Here is a 15,837-nt window from a genome sequence, read left to right as displayed (position 1 = left end):
CGCAGGTGCGGGTGGGCGGCATCCTGGCGTCGGTCAACCGGCGGGTCAACAAGAACGGAATGCCCTGGGCGTCGGCGCAATTGGAAGACCTCACCGGTGGCATCGAGGTGATGTTCTTCCCGCACGCATATTCCGCCTATGGCGCCGACATCGCCGACGCCCAGGGCATTCCGTTCTTGTTGACCCGCCGGTTGACCGACGCCAGGATGCCGCCCACCCGCACCTGCGTCTCGTTGGGGACGTCGCCGTCCAGGATGGCCGGGATCTGGGTGTCCACCTGGGCGGCCAGCAGGTGCGCCACGCCATTGAGGGGATGACCCGACACGTACAGGCCCAGCATCTCGCGCTCCAGCGCCAGCTTGTGTTTGTCTTCCCATTCGTCCTCGGGCACCTTGATGGTGAACACCGACTCGGTGCACCCGTCATCGCCGCCGAACAGGTCGAATTGCCCCATCGCCTCGGCCTTTTTGGTGCCCAGCACCGAATCGACGGCATCGGTGTGCACCAGGAAGAGGCCCTTGCGGGCATGGCTCAGCGAGTCGAACGCGCCGGCCTTGATCAACGACTCCGTCACCTTCTTGTTGCAGGCCGAGACATCGATCTTGTTCAGGTAGTCCGAGAAGTCGGTGAACTTCCCCTTCTCGTTGCGGGTCTTGATCAGCGAACCGACCACGTTGGCGCCGACGTTGCGCACCGCACCCAGCCCGAACCTGATGTCCTGGCCGACCGACGCGAAGTTCACCAGGGACTCGTTGACGTCCGGCGGCAAGACGGTGATCCCGAGTTTGCGGCAGTCGGCCAGGTACACCGCGGCCTTGTCCTTGTCGTCGCCCACCGAGGTCAACAGCCCGGCCATGTATTCGGCCGGATAGTTGGCCTTCAGGTAGGCCGTCCAGTAGGACACCAGGCCGTAGCCGGCCGCGTGCGACTTGTTGAACGCGTAGCCGGCGAAGGGAAGGATCGTGTCCCACAACGCCTTCACCGCTTTTTCGGAGAACCCGTTGGCGGTCATGCCATCGTAGAAACCCTTGTACTCGGCCTCGAGCACCTCGAGCTTCTTCTTGCCCATTGCTTTGCGCAGCGCGTCGGCCTTGCCCATCGTGTAGGAGGCGACCTTCTGGGCGATGAACATGATCTGCTCTTGGTAGACGATCAGACCGTATGTCTCCGAGAGGATCTCGCGCAGCGGCTCCTCGAGCTCCGGGTGGATCGGTTTGATCGCCTGGCGGTTGTTCTTGCGGTCGGCGTAGTCGTTGTGGGCGTTCATGCCCATCGGGCCCGGGCGGTACAGCGCCAGCACCGCGACGATGTCGTTGAACTCGGTGGGTTGCATGCGCCGCAGCAGGTCGCGCATCGGGCCGCCGTCGAGCTGGAACACCCCCAGGGTGTCGCCGCGGCCCAGCAGCTCGTAGGTCGGCTTGTCGTCGAGCGGCACCGATTCCAGGTCGAGGTCGATTCCCCTGTTGGCCTTGATGTTCTCCAGCGCGTCGCCGATGATCGTCAGGTTGCGCAGGCCCAGGAAGTCCATCTTCAGCAGGCCGATGGCCTCGCACGACGGGTAGTCCCAGCCGGTGATGATGGCGCCGTCCTGCGGCCGCTTCCACAACGGAATGGCCTCGGTGAGCGGCTCGCTGCTCATGATCACCGCGCAGGCGTGCACGCCGGCGTTGCGGATCAGCCCCTCCAGGCCGCGCGCGGTCTGGTAGATGGTGCGCACGTCGGGATCGGTTTCGATCAGGCCGCGCACCTCGGCGGCCTCCTTGTACCGCTCGTGGTTCGGATCGGTGATGCCCGACAGCGGGATGTCCTTGGCCATGATCGGCGGCGGCAACGCCTTGGTGATCCGGTCGGCGATGGCGAAGCCGGGTTGGCCGTAGTGGATTCGAGCCGAATCCTTCAGCGCCGCTTTGGTCTTGATGGTGCCGAAGGTGATGACCTGGGCCACCCGGTCCTGGCCCCACTTGTCGGCGGCGTAGCGCACCATCTCACCGCGCCGGCGGTCGTCGAAGTCGATGTCGATGTCGGGCGCCGACGGCCGCTCGGGGTTGAGGAACCGCTCGAACAGCAGGCCGTGCGGGATCGGGTCGATGTTGGTGATGCCCAGCGCGTAGGCCACCAGCGAACCGGCCGCCGAACCGCGGCCCGGCCCCACCCGGATGTCGACCGAGCGGGCGTAGTTGATCAGGTCGGCGACGATGAGGAAGTACGACGGAAAGCCCTTGTCGCAGATGACCTTGATCTCGTATTCGGCCCGGTCGATGTAGTCCTGGCCGACACCGGACGGGAAACGCCGCCGCAGCCCGGCCATCACCTCGTGGTGCAGCCAGGACGCCTGGTCGTGTCCCTCGGGCACCGGGAAGATCGGCATCCGGTCGCGCGGCGCCCACACGTCGTCGTAGGGCTGCACGCGCTCGGCGATCAGCAGCGTCGAGTCGCACGCGCCCGGCACCGTCGCGTCCCATATCTGGCGCATCTCGGTGGCCGACTTCAGGTAGTAGCCGTCGCCGTCGAACTTGAACCGGTTGGGGTCCGACAGCGTCTTGCCGGTCTGCACGCACAGCAGCGCCTCGTGGTTGTGCGAGTGGTCGCGGGTGACGTAGTGGCAGTCGTTGGTGGCCAACGGCGGGATGCCGAGCTTGCGGCCGATCTCGAGCAGGCCGTCGCGGACCCGCTGCTCGATGGACAGGCCGTGGTCCATCAGCTCGAGGAAATAGTTGTCGGCGCCGAAGATCTCCCGCCACTTGGCGGCCGACTCCAGCGCCTCGCGGTCATGCCCGAGCCGAAGGCGGGTCTGCACCTCGCCCGACGGGCACCCGGTGGTGGCGATGATTCCCTCGGCGTGTTCGGCGATGAGCTCGGCGTCCATCCGCGACCACTTGCCGAGCTGGCCCTCGAAGGAGGCCAGCGAGGACAGCTTGAACAGGTTGCGCAGGCCGGTGGCGTTCTCGGCCACCATCGTCAGGTGCGTGTAGGACCCGCTGCCCGACACGTCGTCGGACTTCTGCCCGGGGTCACCCCACGTGATCCGGCGGGTGTCGAAACGCGAGCCAGGCGCGATGTAGGCCTCGACCCCGATGATCGGCTTGATCCCCGCCTTGGCCGCGGCGTTGTAGAACTCGCTGGCGCCGAACATGTTTCCGTGGTCGGTCATCCCGACCGCGGGCATTCCCAGCCGCTCCACCTCGGCCAGCATCGGCGTGATCTTCGCGGCCCCGTCCAGCATCGAGTACTCGGTGTGGTTATGCAGGTGCACGAACGACGACTCGCGACGAACGCTTGCGTGAGGAGGAATCGAACCTGTCATAGGGACGCCAGTCTATGACTGAGCACCGACGGGTTTCGGGCGTGTCGCGAAGTGTGTCTGCTATTGATTCGCGGCGACCCGCCGCGTGCAGACACCCGGCGCTCTAGCCGTACAGCTCGACGAAGTTCTTCAAAGACTTCTGCACGTCGCCCTTGACCGCCCGCGCGGCCGCCGAACCGACCGGGCCGAACAACGCCCGCCCGCCCAACTCGAGGCGCAGGCCCAGCGTCGATCCCTCGTCGGCGGCCCGCACGGTGAGCGTCACGGCGTACTTGGCGCCACCCTTGCCCGAACCCGAGAGCGCCACCTCATGGGGCGGATCCCACGTCGTCACCGTCCATGTCACCCGGTTGCGGAAACCCTTGGCCCGGGCCACGCCCACCACCTGGACGCCCTCTCCGAGTTCCTCGGGCAGATCACTGCGCCACCCTTCGTGCATCACCAGCCAGTCGCCCAGGTCCGACAGGTCGGAGACGTGATCCCACATTTCTTGCGGGCTCATCGGCATGTCGGCGGTCAGGTCAACGGCGGCCATGAGCGGAGCCTAGCGCGGCCGCTTCGTCGATCGCCCGGCGCAAGTGACCACGGTGACCGGGCGACCGACGCAGGCTCAGCGGTTTGGTCCGCCGCGAAAGCGGTTGCCGATCCGGATCCCGGGCAGCAGCAGGCTGCGCGGGGCGAACCGGCCGCCGGTGCTGACGACCTTGGGCACGACGCCGGGCACCACGGTGCGCCGGCCGGACAGCATGCCGCCGATCGCCGCCTCGGCGACGTCGCGGGGCGAGACCTGCGCGATGGGGATGCTGAACCGCTCGGCGTTGGCGATCTCCGCCCATTCGGTCGGCACCGGCCCGGGGCACAGGCACGTGACCGACACCCCGGTCCCGTGCAACTCCTCGTGCACCGCCTCGGAGAACGTCTGCACGAACGCCTTGGTCGCCGAATAGACCGCCATGTAGGGCACCGGCTGGAAGCCGGCGATCGACGCGATGTTCATCACCGCCCCGGCCCCGCGCTCGACCATGCCGGGCAGGGCCGCGTGGGTGAGCTCCATCAGCGCCAGCGAGTTGAGGGTCACCTCCTCGCTTTCCCGCTCGAGCGGCAGCTCGTGGAAGACCCCGCTGGTGCCGAACCCGGCGCTGTTGCACAGCCCGGCGATGGGCTCGGCGCGCAGCCGATCGGCCAGCTTGGCGCGGCCCTTGGGATCGCCGAGGTCCAGCGGCAGCACCTCGACCGCCACCGAGTATTCCTGGCCCACCTCGTTGGCGAGTTCGTCGAGACGCTCGCGGCGCCGCGCCACCAGCAGCAGCGGGAAGCCCCGGCGGGCCAGCCCGCGAGCCAGTTCGGCGCCGATGCCGGACGAGGCGCCGGTGATGACGACAGTGGTCTGAATGTCGGGTTTCGGAAGGCTCATGATGTCACCAATGTATCCCGCGAGTCGCCCGCACAAACGTCTCGCTGCGTTTGTCGAATTGCGGTGAGTCGCTTGATGATTCGTCCCCCTTGGCGGCATGGGAGTCGCCGAACATGGCGAACGCGCGGTTGCGCACCCGGTCCATCACCGCCGGGTTCACCGCGTCGGCGACGGCGGCGAATTGACCGAACGGCGAGCTGGCCCGGCGCGGCCGGTGCACAATCGCGTCCGCGATCACCCCGGCCGCCTGATCCGGCGTCAGCGCCGGGAACTTGTCGTACAGGGTGGTCGGGCTGATCATCGGGGTGCGCACCAGGGCCATGTGCACGGTGGTGAACTTCACGCCGTCGTTGACGGTCTCGGCCTGCAGGGAGTCGCACAGGCTGTCCAGCGCGGCCTTGCTGGCGATGTAGGCGCCGAAGCGCGGCGCGCGGGTCTGCACCCCGACCGAGGAGACGTTGATGATGTGCCCGAAGCCGCGCTCCCGCATCCCCGGGATGAACTTGAGGATGAGCTGGACCGCGCCCAGATAGTTCAGCTGCATGGTCCGCTGATAGTCGTGGATCCGGTCGTAGGACAGCTCCAGCGAGCGCCGGATGGACCGCCCCGCGTTGTTGATCAGGATGTCGACGCTGCCCAGGTCGCTGAGCACCTGGTCGGCCATCGCGGCGATCGCGTCCATGTCGGTCAGGTCGCACGGGTAGACGTGGGCGCTGCCGCCGTTGCCTTCGATTTCAGCGGCGACCTTCTCCAGGTTCTCCCGGGTGCGCGCGACGAGCACCACCTCACCGCCCGCTTCCGCAATCCGCTTCGCGGCGGCCTCCCCGATGCCCGACGATCCCCCGGTGATCAGGACGGTCTTGCCACTGACCGCCTCGTCGAGCGTGCGTCCCTGCACCGCGTCGAGCAGATTCCTCAGATAGAACGGCCGGTAGCGGCCCGCGGAGTTGGGGGTGTTGACGATGTGGGACACCGCCGCGATCGGCTTCTCCACCAGATTCGCGAGCGGCTTTTCGACCATGTTGGTGATGTCGCCGAGATTCATTGGCTTTCGCTCCTGATGATGTCGGCCCCCCGACCGCAACTGGCCTGCCCGTTGACCACGACCGCCTTGCGGGGCTGTGTGAATGTTGTGACGCGAGTCATAAAGCCAACCTAGGACATCAGCGCCCCCACTCGATGCAGATTTCCGGCATGTAAAGCGCGCCGCACATCTCACGCCGCGGCGGGCGGGGCCGTCATGGGTGAGCAATCCGGTTGTTACGCAAGGACATCCGAGCGTGATTGCGAACTAACTGGTGGGCAACGCCGAAATGTTCCAATCGGACTTATGAAAATTCTGGCACGCTTCCACAAGCCACAGCCGGGCACCATCTACGACCGGATCGGCGGCCACGAGGCAATCGAAGTCGTGGTCGAGGACTTCTACGTTCGTGTGCTCGCCGACGACCAACTCGCGGGCTTTTTCACCGGGACCAACATGAACCGGCTCAAGGGCAAGCAGGTCGAGTTCTTCGCCGCCGCGCTCGGGGGCCCCGAGCCCTATACCGGCGCGCCGATGAAGCAGGTCCACCAGGGGCGCGGGATCACCATGTACCACTTCAACCTGGTGGCCGGGCACCTGTCGGACGCACTGGCCGCGGCCGGGGTGCCGTCCGAAACGGTCACCGCGATCATCGGCGCGATCGCGCCGCTGGCCCCCGAGATCGCGACGGGCGAGGCCAACACGGCCACGGTCTGACCGTCCCCGCCGGGATCGCCGCGGCGGTTGCGGTCGCGCATTTCGGCGTGTCGCGCCGACGGTGCGCCCGGCAGGCGGTAGTCAGCACGTATGCGACTGCTCGCCGTCATCGTTGCGGCCCTGGTGCTGAGCGCCTGCGGCGCGAAGACGACCCCGGCGCCGGCCACCACCACGTCGGCGACCACCACTGCCCCGCCGACCGCGGCGCCGCTCGACTGCGCCACCCCGGCGAACGCGGCCCAGCGGCAGGTGTGCACCGATCCGCACCTCAGCGATCTCGACCATCGGGTCCAGGCCGCCTACCAGGAGGCGCTCGGCCGGCCCGGCGCGGACCAAGCCGCGCTGGCCAGCGCGCAGAACAACTGGGCGAGCGGGCGGGACGGCTGTGCACAAAACCCCGAGATGCGCACGTGCCTGACCGAGGCGTATCAGACGCGGCTGGTCCAGTTGGCCATCGCCGACCCCGGCACCTTGAGCCCGCCCGTCGTCAGCTACCAGTGCCCCGCGGACACCGGACCGTTGACCGCGCAGTTCTACAACGAGTTCGACCCGCCCGCGGCGGTGCTCGACTGGAAGGGCAACCAGCAGATCCTGTTCCAAGAGCCGTCCGGCAGCGGCGCCAGGTACGGCCGGCAGGGCTCGGAATACTGGGAGCACCAGGGCGAGGTCAAGCTCGACCTCAACGGCACCAAATTCGTCTGCCGCGCGCCGTGATTCGGCGCGCCGCCGGCCAGCGGTCAGTCGAAGACGACCACGGCCCGGCCGACGATGTCGCCCCGGCCCAGGGCTTCCAGGTTGTCGTTGATGTCGTCGAGCCTGACCGGGACCACGTGGTGCTTGATCAGGCCTTGGCTGGCAAGCGCGAGCACCTCCCGAAGGTCGTTGTAATTGCCCCAGAACGAGCCGAAGTACGACTTCTCTCCGCTGACGAACGGAAACAACGGGAGCTCCACCCGCTGGCCCATGAGGCCCACCTGCGATAGCGCACCCTCCGTCTCGAGAATCGCGGCCGCCAATCCCAGGGACTCGGTGGACCCGGCGCAGTCCAGCACCGCGTCGACGGTGCGTCGGCCGGTCAGGTCCTCGAGCTCGTTCTGCACGTCCTCGACGGATTTGTCCCGGACGTTCACGGTGTGATGCGCGCCGTGTTCGGTTGCGACCTTGAGTTTTTCATCGCTCCGGGCGAATCCGAGCACGGTCGCGCCGCCACCGAGTAGCCGGGCGTATTGCACCGCGTAGCTGCCCAGACCGCCGATGCCGTTGATGACGACCGTACGGCCGGCGCCGAGTTTGCCCGCGTCGCGCAACTTCTTCATGCCGCGGTACGGAGTGAGGCCCGCATCGGTCAGCGGGGCCAGGTACCGGGGGTCGGCATCCGGTTGATCGGCGACCGAGATCACGTGGTCGTACGGGGCGACCATGTACTCGGCGAAGCCCCCGTTGGGTCCGAACCCGACGAGTTGCCCGTCGGCGCACAGTTGCTGGTTGCCTTCGTGGCACTGCCGGCACGTGCCGTCCCCCCAGTTCGGGTCCACCACGACAAGGTCTCCCTCGCCGATGCCGGCGGAATCCGGCACGTCGGCGCCCACCTCGGTGATGGTGCCCGCCACTTCGTGCCCCGGGATGAACGGGAAGTCCACCGGGAGACCGTCGCGGAAGTAGCCATCCAACAGCTGATAGTCGCTGCGGCACATGCCCGTCGCGGCGACCTTGATCAGGACCTGGCTTCGCCCGACATCGGGAACCGGCACTTCGTCGATCTCCAGCGGCTGGTTGTATCCGTGCATGCGTGCTGCCCGCATCGCCATGATGTCTCCTCGATATCCGCAAGTAACCGGCGATTACGCCGGGAATAGGTCCGCCCGAAGGATGATCAATAGCCAACCGGATCGTCGGCGGCCGCGGTACAAGATTCCTGCCCGATGTTTGCCGGTTTCGATCCCGCGCGGTGACACTCACCCAGCGAGGGCCCTCGTATTCGGCTACCTTTTTCTTTGCGGAGCGGTTCCGGCCCCCGCGGTGTGCTGACGCCAAGGGGGGTGTTGACCTGACCGCCGCCGAAAACATCGAACATCACCTCACTTCCGGTGATCTCGTCGCCGAATTGACTGCGCGCGCACCGCATCCCGGCGCGAACGTCGGGCTGTGGCCCGGTCTGACCATCTACCGATTCACCGAGCCCACCGAACCCGAGTGGCAGGAGATCCGGGGACTGTCGATCGGACTCGTCGCGCAGGGCCGCAAGGCCGTCATCGAGATGGGCCGGCGTCACGTCTACGACCAGTTCAGCTACCTGGTGATCAACGGCGATGTGCACTTCCAGAGCGAGGTGCTCGAGGCATCGCCGCGCAAGCCCTGCCTATGCATGGTGCTGGAGGTGGATCCGTCTACCGTTCGCGAGATCACCGAGAAGATGCCGGGCGGGCGGGGCGCCGAGGCGGCGTCGGTACCGGAGCTCACCGAATCGTGCGTCGTCTCCGCGCTCGACGACGAAGTCATGAGCTCGGTCCTGCGGTTCGTGCGGTCGCTCTCGACCGAGGTCGACCGGCGAGTGCTGGCGCCCTTGTATGTGCGCGAGTTGGTGTATCGGGTCCTGCAGCGCGAACAGTTTGCGCGGATGCTGCACTTCGCCACCCAGCAAGCGGCCGGTAATCCCATCGGCGCGGCACTGACCTACATCAATGAGCATTGGGCCGAGCCGATCACGGTCGCGACCCTCGCCGCGGAGGTGGGCCTGAGCTCATCCGCATTCACCAGAGCGTTCCGCGAGGTGACGGGATCGTCGCCGTATCAGTACGTCAAAGACGTCCGGCTGAACCGAGCGCGCGAACTGGTTCTGGATCGAAGATGGGCCGTGACCGAGATCGCCCACCGGGTCGGCTACGTCAACGTGTCCCATTTCATCAGCGAGTTCCGAACCCGGTTCGGCGCCACGCCGCGCGGTTACGCCAGCCGCCAGTCCGCCCGCTGAGGGCCGCCGATACAAGAAAGCGACCGGATCAGTAACGGCTTCGAGGACCAGCGCCCATTCGGGGCTCACTTCGTGATGCAGTGAGAGCGCAATTGCCAACTCGTCACCAAGGGGGACACCGATGGCCGAACCGATCGCGAAAGTGCAGCCACGAACGATCACTCATGTCGGTGTGACCGTCACCGATGCGGAGGCGGCCATCGACTGGTACCAACGCGTCCTCGGCTTCCAACTCCTGCACGAGCCGCAGGAGTACACCGCGGGCGAGGGTTACTTCGGCGAGCTGGTCGCGGACATGCTGGGCCCCCACGTGGTATCCGGCAGGATCGCCATGATGGACGCGGGCAATGGTGTCGGCCTGGAGTTGTTTGAGTTCTCCGAACCCAAACCCGAGCAGCGGGCAGCTGACGAGAACACACAGTTCTACTTGCACAAGACCGGTACGTTCCACTTCTGCGTCATCGACCCCGACGTCGAAGGCCTTGCGCGGCGCATCGCGGAGAGCGGCGGCAGACAACGCAGCGCGGTGTGGGAGTTCGCGCCCGGCATCGGATTCTATGTGTGCTACTGCGAAGACCCCTTCGGCAACATCGTCGAAATCTATTCGCACGGCACATCTCAGATTTGGAGCACCCTTGCGCAGGTGAACGGCAAGGCCGGTAATCACCAGCCCTGAGCGCTGCCTAGCATGCTCGACATGGTCCGCACATTCGACGACCTCGTGGCCGAGGCCGATGCCGCCCCCGTCGACGGCTGGGACTTCTCCTGGCTGGACGGGCGCGCCACCGAGGAACGCCCCTCGTGGGGGTATCAGCGTCAGATGAGCCGGCGGCTGGCGAGCGTGTCGGCCGCGTGCGACATCGACACCGGCGGTGGCGAGGTGCTCGCGGGCGCGGAGCGGTTTCCGCCCGCGATGGCCGCGACGGAATCGTGGCCGCCCAACGCGGCGCTGGCCACCCGACGCCTGCATCCCCGCGGCGTGGTGGTGGTGTTGACCGGCCACGAGCCGGGGCTGCCGTTCGCCGACGCGGCCTTCGACCTGGTGACCAGCCGCCATCCCATCGAGGTGCGATGGGCCGAGATCGCGCGGGTGCTGCGGCCGGGCGGCACCTACTTCGCCCAGCAGATCGGGCCCGCGACGATGGCCGAACTGGTCGAGTACTTCATCGGGCCGCAACCGGAAAAATGGGCCGAACTACACCCCGACGTCCAGCGCGCCGAGGCCGAAGCCGCCGGGATGGAGGTCGTCGACATCCGGATGGAGCGGATGCGGGCCGAGTTCTTCGACGTCGGCGCCGTTATCTACTTCCTGCGCAAGGTGATTTGGACGGTGCCGGACTTCACGGTCGACGCCTACCGGGATCGGCTGCGCGAACTGCACGAGCGCATCGAGGCCGACGGGCCGTTCGTCGCGTACTCCACGCGGCTGCTCGTCGAGGCGCGCAAGCCGGCCGAGTGATCGCAAGCGCGGCGAAGCCGGGCGCTGGGGGCACCCCCAGCGAAGCTTGGGGGACGGGTCGCGACCATCAGAATGATCAGCCCTCGGCGCGCAGCACGTCCAGCGCGTGCTGCAGATCGGCCGGGTAGGGGCTGACGATCTCCATCCGCCTGCCGTCGGCCGGGTGGGCGAACGACAGCGACCGGGCGTGCAGCCATTGCCGTTGGAGCCCAAGCCTTTTCGCGAGCTTAGGATCCGCCCCGTAGACCAGGTCACCGCAGCACGGGTGATGCAGCGCGGAGAAATGCACCCGAATCTGGTGCGTGCGGCCGGTTTCCAGGTGCACGTCGAGCAGGCTGGCGGCGACGAAGGCCTCGATGGTGTCGTAGTGGGTGAGACTGTGCCGGCCGTTCGTCGTGACCGCGAACTTCCACTCGCCGCCGCGGTGCCGCCCGATCGGAGCGTCGATCGTGCCGCTCGACGGGTCCGGATGGCCCTGCACCAGCGCGTGATAACGCTTGTCGACAGTGCGCTGTTTGAACGCGCGCTTCAGCACGGTGTAGGCGCGCTCGGAGAGCGCCACCACCATCACCCCGGAGGTGCCGACGTCGAGGCGATGCACGATGCCCTGCCGCTCGGGCACGCCGGACGTGGTGATCCGGTAACCGGCCGCGGCCAGTCCGCCGAGCACCGTCGGTCCGGTCCAGCCCACCGACGCGTGCGCGGCCACCGCGGCGGGCTTGTCGACCGCGACGATGTCGTCGTCGGAATACAGAATCGTCATGCCCTCGATCTCGACCGGCGTGTTCTCCACCGGCGGCGGCGCTTCGGGCAACCGGACCTGAAGCCACGCGCCGCCGGTCAGCCGGTCGGATTTGCCCGCCTGCACGCCGTCGAGTTCCACCCCGCCGTCTTCGGCCAGCGCCGCGGCGGCGCTGCGGGACAGGCCCAGCAGCCGCGCGAGGCCCGCGTCCACGCGCATGCCCGCCAGCCCCTCGGGGACGGGCATGGAACGGTGCGTCATCGGCGCTGGTCGGCCTTCCGCCTGCCGACCGTGTCGAAGTCGTAGCCGAAGACCGACAGCACCACCAGGAGGATGGCGCCGCCCACCACCGAGGGGTCGGCGACGTTGAACACCGGCCACCACCCGACCGACAGGAAGTCCACGACGTGGCCGCGCAGCGGCCCGGGCGCCCGGAAGAAGCGATCGACCAGGTTGCCCATGGCGCCGCCGAGGATCATGCCCAGCCCGACCGCCCACCAGGGCGACACCAGCCGCCGGCCCATCCAGAAGATGCCGGCCACCACGCCGGTCGCGATCAGCGTCAGCACCCAGGTGTAGCCGGTCGCCATCGAGAACGCGGCACCGGAGTTGCGGACCAGCGTCCAGGTGACCGTGTCGCCGATGATGGGCACCGGCTGACCGGGCGGCAGCAGCTTGACGGCCAGCACCTTGGTGACGATGTCCAGGGCCAAGACGATCGCCGCCACCGACAGCAGCAGGCGCAGCCGCCTCGGCGGCCGCTGCGGCTCGGCGGCCGCGCCGTCGCCGGCCTGCTCGGTTGAGGTCACTGGCTCAGTCGATGGTTCCTCGGGCACTCTCACATCATCCCCCAATGCCCACGCGATCCCCCAATGCCGACGAGGGCTGGCCGATGTTCGCGGTTGGCGTGCGCGATGATTTCACCATGGGCCGGCTCACCGTCATCGCCACCGGAGGCACGATATCGACCGGCACCGGCGCGGACGGCGTGCACCGGCCCGCTTATGGCGCGGCCGACCTGGCCGCCGGCCTAGACGTCGACGTCGTCGACGTGCTGGCGCTGGACAGCTCGCAGCTGGTGCCCGCGGATTGGGACCGGATCCGCCGCGCCGTGCGCGCGGCGATCGACGGCGGCGCCGACGGTGTGGTGGTCACCCACGGCACCGACACCATGGAGGAGAGCGCGCTGTGGCTCGAGCTCACCCACGCGGGCGACGTTCCGGTGGTACTGACCGGCGCGATGCGCAGCGCCGACGCCCCCGACGCCGACGGCCCGGCCAACCTGCGTGCGGCCCTCGCCGTGGCGGGCAGCCCCGGCGCGCGGGGTCTGGGCGTGCTGGTGTGTTTCGCCGGCCGGGTCTTGCAGCCGCTGGGGCTGACCAAGGTGGCGACCAACGACCTGACCGGATTCGCCGGTGAGCTGATCGGCACGGTGAACGGCGGTCTCACGCTGGCCGTCACCAAGACACGGCCTCAGCTCGGGGATCTCAGCGCGGCGGACGCGCCGCGCGTCGACATCGTCGCCGCCTACCTGGGCAGCGACGGGGTGGCCCTCGACGCCTGCGTGGCGGCCGGGGCCAAGGGCGTGGTGCTCGAGGCGCTGGGTTCGGGCAACGCCGGCGACGCGGTGGTCGACGCGGTGACCCGGCACTGCCGCGCCGGCGTCGCCGTCGCGGTGTCCACCCGCGTCCCCGGAGGGAGCGTCGGTGCCGCCTATGGGCCCGGGCACCAGATGGCGGCCGCCGGCGCGGTGATGGTGCCCCGCCTACGACCGCCGCAGGCGCGGGTGCTGATGATGGCCGCGCTGGCCGCGCGGCTACCGGTCGGCGACGTCATCGCCCGCTGGGGCTGACGGGGCGTTCGCGTCCAGGGCCTGCAGCACGCCCAGGTAGTCCGGCCAGTCCAGGGAATCGACGGGGTTGGCTTTGGTCAGCTCGGCGGTGTCGGCGGGGAACGTGCGGGCCGGGCCGGGGCCGGAGCTGCGGGTCTCGAACCGCGCGGTGACCACGCCGTGGCCCGCGCCCTGCACCCAGCCGTGCCCGAGCTCGGGATGCGTGACGTCGTCGCCGACCCGCCAGCCCTCCCCGGGCGCCGCGGCGAACATCGCCTCCGCCGCGGTCGCCACCGTCTCCGCGGGGTGGTCCTCCCCCGCCAGGTCCAGATCCGGGAACAGCGACTCCTGCCGCACGTCGCTCAACCCCGAAAACCCCACGCCAAGAAGGCGAATCGGGCCGATCTCGCGAGGGTCGAGCAGCAGCCGCCGGGCCACGGCGACCAGCGCGCCGGCCTCCGTCGTCGCGTACGGCAGCGTGGCCGACCGGGTCAGCGTGCTCATGTCGGACTTCTTCAGCTTCACGGTGACGGTGCGGGCGCCGCGCCCGTCGCGCAGCAGGCGCTGATGCGCGTGCTCGGCGATCGGGTCAATCGCCTCGCGCAGCTGCTCCAGGGTGGTCAGGTCGACGGCGAAGGTGGATTCGGAGCTGATCTGCTTGGCCTCGGCGCGCTCGGCGACCGGGCGGTCGTCGATGCCGCGGGCCAGGCGGTGCAGCGCCGGGCCGATCGTCGCGCCCAGGATATTGGCGGCCTCGGCGTCGGTCAGCGCGGCCAGCTGGCCGATGGTCTCGATGCCGAGCCGGTTGAGCTTCTCCTCGGCGACCGGACCGATGCCCCACAGCCGCCGCACCGGCAGACCCCCGAGCAGCGACCGTTCCTCGGCGCGCGAGACGACCCGAATTCCGTCGGGTTTCGCCAGCCCGGACGCGATCTTGGCGATCTGCTTCCCCGAGCCGGCGCCGACCGACGCGATCAGGCCCGTCTCCTCGCGGACCCGTCGCCGCAGGCCTTCGCAGAACGCCTCGACATCCTCGGCGGACGCGCCCGCGAGGTCGGGCGGCTCGCCGAAGCCCTCGTCGAACGACAGCTGCTCGACGACGGGCACCACGCTGCGCACGGTGTCGAAGACCCGCCGGCTGGCCACCCCGTACACCACCCCGCGCGGCGGCAGCACCACCGCGGTCACGCCGATCAGCCGGCGGGCCTGGTGCATCGGCATGGCAGAGCGCGCGCCGTACACGCGGGCTTCGTAGCTGGCCCCGGCCACCACGCCCCGCCCGCCCAGGCCGCCGACCAGCACCGGCCGGCCCCGCAGCGTCGGCCGCGTCAGTTGTTCGACGGAGGCGAAGAAGGCATCCATGTCCAGGTGCAGCACCCAACGGGACTCCACACTTCGGAATGCTATTGGTCTAGCGTCGTTGGGTATGGAGCCTCACGGCACCGACGCACCGAGGTCCCGGTGGGAGCGCCTGCGCCACCAATGGAACCAGCGGCTGCAACCCGGCGAGCAGGCCACGGTGCTGGCCTGGACGTCGTTCACGCTCACGTTCGCCGGGCTGCGGGCGCTCACGCACTGGATCCGCGCCGGCCATGGCCCCTCGGGTGGTGGTATGTCCATGGGCGGCAGGCATTTTCACCACTACAACATCGGCATCGGGATGCTGGCCACGGTCGGCGCTGTGGGCCTACGCGGAACCGACAAGCAACGGCGGCATCCCGCGGCGGCCGTCGCGTACGGCGCCGCGAACGCCATGATCGTCGACGAGCTCGCCCTGCTCTTGGACCTCAAGGACGTCTACTGGGCAAGCGATGGCCGCGAGAGCGTCGACGTCGCGGTCGGCCTCATTGCCACCGGCGCGACCGTCGTGGCGGGCATGCCCTTCTGGCCACACGCCCACCGGGCGCTGCGCTCGCGAACGGCCCGATAGCGCACCGCTCGCTCAGGGATGCTGCAGCGGCTCCGGGTGAACCGGCTGCGGGTGAACCGGCTGTTGCGGGACCGGTGGGTGGCAGGCGTAACACTGGATCGGCCCGTGGCCGCTCGGCGCGGGCTGACCGCCGCCCTGCTGCTGACCACCGCCCTGCTGACTGCCACCTTGCTTGGGCGGCACCCATACCGGAACGGGCACGGGCACCAGCACCGGCGGAGCGTTGACGGTCACGTTGGGAGGGGGCGGCGGTGGGCCCGGATCGGCCGGGGGCGCCGCGCGGGCCGGCGCGGGCACGACCACCACGGGCGCGTCCCCACCGCTGACGGCCCCGGGTGCCACGTGCCCCGCGTCCGGGGGGTGGCCGGCGGGGTCGGGGCGGGGGGGGTGGGGCGCGGGGGGGGGGGTGGGAGCGGGCGGCGGGCGCGCGCGGCGGGTGTCGGCG

General features: G+C 68.9%; 14 protein-coding genes and 3 pseudogenes. 8 read left to right on the top strand and 9 right to left on the bottom strand.

All coding sequences use genetic code 11. The annotated features are described in order from the left end of the window. Window positions 1-158 (top strand): annotated as a pseudogene (locus A9X03_RS30850) (hypothetical protein); the annotation flags it as partial. On the opposite strand, the pseudogene dnaE reads toward A9X03_RS30850, so the two are convergent. From dnaE to A9X03_RS15480, 4 genes and pseudogenes are all read right to left on the bottom strand, one after another. Further along, window positions 152-3,304, bottom strand: a pseudogene (gene dnaE, locus A9X03_RS15495) (DNA polymerase III subunit alpha); the annotation flags it as partial. The pseudogenes A9X03_RS30850 and dnaE overlap by 7 nt on opposite strands. 103 nt (window positions 3,305-3,407) lie before the next feature. Further along, entirely contained in the window at window positions 3,408-3,839 is a 432-nt protein-coding gene (locus A9X03_RS15490) for an SRPBCC family protein (RefSeq protein WP_067761308.1), read from the bottom strand. Between the two features lie 75 nt (window positions 3,840-3,914). Beyond that, window positions 3,915-4,718: an SDR family oxidoreductase gene (locus A9X03_RS15485; protein ID WP_067761305.1), complete on the bottom strand. Its 804-nt coding sequence runs from the start codon at window positions 4,716-4,718 to the stop codon at window positions 3,915-3,917. A 4-nt stretch (window positions 4,719-4,722) separates the two neighbouring features. After that, complete coding sequence (locus tag A9X03_RS15480) at window positions 4,723-5,763, bottom strand: SDR family NAD(P)-dependent oxidoreductase (protein ID WP_067761302.1); 1,041 nt, start codon at window positions 5,761-5,763, stop codon at window positions 4,723-4,725. Window positions 5,764-6,048: 285 nt separating this feature from the next. On the opposite strand from A9X03_RS15480, the gene A9X03_RS15475 reads away from it, so the two are divergent. Further along, the gene (locus tag A9X03_RS15475) at window positions 6,049-6,459 is read left to right on the top strand and encodes a group 1 truncated hemoglobin (RefSeq protein ID WP_067761299.1); all 411 of its coding nucleotides are present in this window, start codon (window positions 6,049-6,051) and stop codon (window positions 6,457-6,459) included. Between the two features lie 90 nt (window positions 6,460-6,549). Further along, a complete protein-coding gene (locus A9X03_RS15470) occupies window positions 6,550-7,173 on the top strand; it encodes an MliC family protein (protein WP_067761295.1) in 624 nt (207 codons plus the stop codon). 23 nt (window positions 7,174-7,196) lie between these two features. Here A9X03_RS15470 and A9X03_RS15465 read toward each other — a convergent pair whose 3' ends face one another. Next, window positions 7,197-8,267: an NAD(P)-dependent alcohol dehydrogenase gene (locus tag A9X03_RS15465; protein WP_082950502.1), complete on the bottom strand. Its 1,071-nt coding sequence runs from the start codon at window positions 8,265-8,267 to the stop codon at window positions 7,197-7,199. A gap of 296 nt (window positions 8,268-8,563) precedes the next feature. Between A9X03_RS15465 and A9X03_RS15460 the strand changes: the two genes are divergently transcribed. The 3 genes from A9X03_RS15460 (at window position 8,564) to A9X03_RS15450 (ending at window position 10,889) form a co-directional block, all read left to right on the top strand. After that, entirely contained in the window at window positions 8,564-9,430 is an 867-nt protein-coding gene (locus A9X03_RS15460) for an AraC family transcriptional regulator (RefSeq protein WP_197696090.1), read from the top strand. Window positions 9,431-9,551: 121 nt separating this feature from the next. Further along, window positions 9,552-10,106 carry a VOC family protein gene (locus A9X03_RS15455; protein WP_067783558.1) on the top strand — a complete coding sequence of 185 codons (555 nt, stop codon included), beginning with the start codon at window positions 9,552-9,554 and terminating at the stop codon, window positions 10,104-10,106. Window positions 10,107-10,127: 21 nt separating this feature from the next. Continuing rightward, a complete protein-coding gene (locus tag A9X03_RS15450; protein WP_067761324.1) occupies window positions 10,128-10,889 on the top strand; it encodes a class I SAM-dependent methyltransferase in 762 nt (253 codons plus the stop codon). Between the two features lie 76 nt (window positions 10,890-10,965). Here the strand turns inward: A9X03_RS15450 and A9X03_RS15445 are convergent, their stop codons facing one another. Next, window positions 10,966-11,892 (bottom strand): RluA family pseudouridine synthase, encoded by a 927-nt coding sequence (locus tag A9X03_RS15445; protein ID WP_067761289.1) that lies wholly within the window; start codon window positions 11,890-11,892, stop codon window positions 10,966-10,968. Next, window positions 11,889-12,467 (bottom strand): signal peptidase II, encoded by a 579-nt coding sequence (gene lspA / locus A9X03_RS15440; RefSeq protein ID WP_082950500.1) that lies wholly within the window; start codon window positions 12,465-12,467, stop codon window positions 11,889-11,891. The genes A9X03_RS15445 and lspA overlap by 4 nt, the downstream gene beginning before the upstream one ends. 89 nt (window positions 12,468-12,556) lie before the next feature. Here lspA and A9X03_RS15435 point away from each other — a divergent pair, with 89 nt between their 5' ends. After that, window positions 12,557-13,483 (top strand): asparaginase, encoded by a 927-nt coding sequence (locus tag A9X03_RS15435; protein WP_068016276.1) that lies wholly within the window; start codon window positions 12,557-12,559, stop codon window positions 13,481-13,483. Here A9X03_RS15435 and A9X03_RS15430 read toward each other — a convergent pair. Further along, complete coding sequence (locus A9X03_RS15430; RefSeq protein WP_197505071.1) at window positions 13,448-14,839, bottom strand: DNA polymerase IV; 1,392 nt, start codon at window positions 14,837-14,839, stop codon at window positions 13,448-13,450. The two genes, A9X03_RS15435 and A9X03_RS15430, sit on opposite strands and share 36 nt — an antisense overlap. Before the next feature lie 49 nt (window positions 14,840-14,888). On the opposite strand from A9X03_RS15430, the gene A9X03_RS15425 reads away from it, so the two are divergent. Beyond that, window positions 14,889-15,392 carry a hypothetical protein gene (locus A9X03_RS15425; protein ID WP_067761280.1) on the top strand — a complete coding sequence of 168 codons (504 nt, stop codon included), beginning with the start codon at window positions 14,889-14,891 and terminating at the stop codon, window positions 15,390-15,392. A 12-nt stretch (window positions 15,393-15,404) separates the two neighbouring features. Here A9X03_RS15425 and A9X03_RS29285 read toward each other — a convergent pair. Continuing rightward, window positions 15,405-15,837: pseudogene (locus A9X03_RS29285) on the bottom strand (hypothetical protein); the annotation flags it as partial.

This window comes from Mycobacterium sp. E1715 (genome assembly GCF_001667625.1).
Lineage (GTDB): Bacteria > Actinomycetota > Actinomycetes > Mycobacteriales > Mycobacteriaceae > Mycobacterium.
Note: the sequence above shows the minus strand (reverse complement) of the source record. Positions and strands in the feature narration are given on the sequence as shown.

Excerpts from the sequence above, each read along its gene's own strand:
- A9X03_RS15490 (WP_067761308.1), bottom strand. The coding sequence starts at position 3,839 with ATGGCCGCCGTTGACCTGACCGCCGACATGCCGATGAGCCCGCAAGAA.
- A9X03_RS15485 (WP_067761305.1), bottom strand. The coding sequence starts at position 4,718 with ATGAGCCTTCCGAAACCCGACATTCAGACCACTGTCGTCATCACCGGC.
- A9X03_RS15480 (WP_067761302.1), bottom strand. The coding sequence starts at position 5,763 with ATGAATCTCGGCGACATCACCAACATGGTCGAAAAGCCGCTCGCGAAT.
- A9X03_RS15475 (WP_067761299.1), top strand. The coding sequence starts at position 6,049 with ATGAAAATTCTGGCACGCTTCCACAAGCCACAGCCGGGCACCATCTAC.
- A9X03_RS15470 (WP_067761295.1), top strand. The coding sequence starts at position 6,550 with ATGCGACTGCTCGCCGTCATCGTTGCGGCCCTGGTGCTGAGCGCCTGC.
- A9X03_RS15465 (WP_082950502.1), bottom strand. The coding sequence starts at position 8,267 with ATGGCGATGCGGGCAGCACGCATGCACGGATACAACCAGCCGCTGGAG.
- A9X03_RS15455 (WP_067783558.1), top strand. The coding sequence starts at position 9,552 with ATGGCCGAACCGATCGCGAAAGTGCAGCCACGAACGATCACTCATGTC.
- A9X03_RS15450 (WP_067761324.1), top strand. The coding sequence starts at position 10,128 with ATGGTCCGCACATTCGACGACCTCGTGGCCGAGGCCGATGCCGCCCCC.
- A9X03_RS15445 (WP_067761289.1), bottom strand. The coding sequence starts at position 11,892 with ATGACGCACCGTTCCATGCCCGTCCCCGAGGGGCTGGCGGGCATGCGC.
- A9X03_RS15435 (WP_068016276.1), top strand. The coding sequence starts at position 12,557 with ATGGGCCGGCTCACCGTCATCGCCACCGGAGGCACGATATCGACCGGC.
- A9X03_RS15425 (WP_067761280.1), top strand. The coding sequence starts at position 14,889 with ATGGAGCCTCACGGCACCGACGCACCGAGGTCCCGGTGGGAGCGCCTG.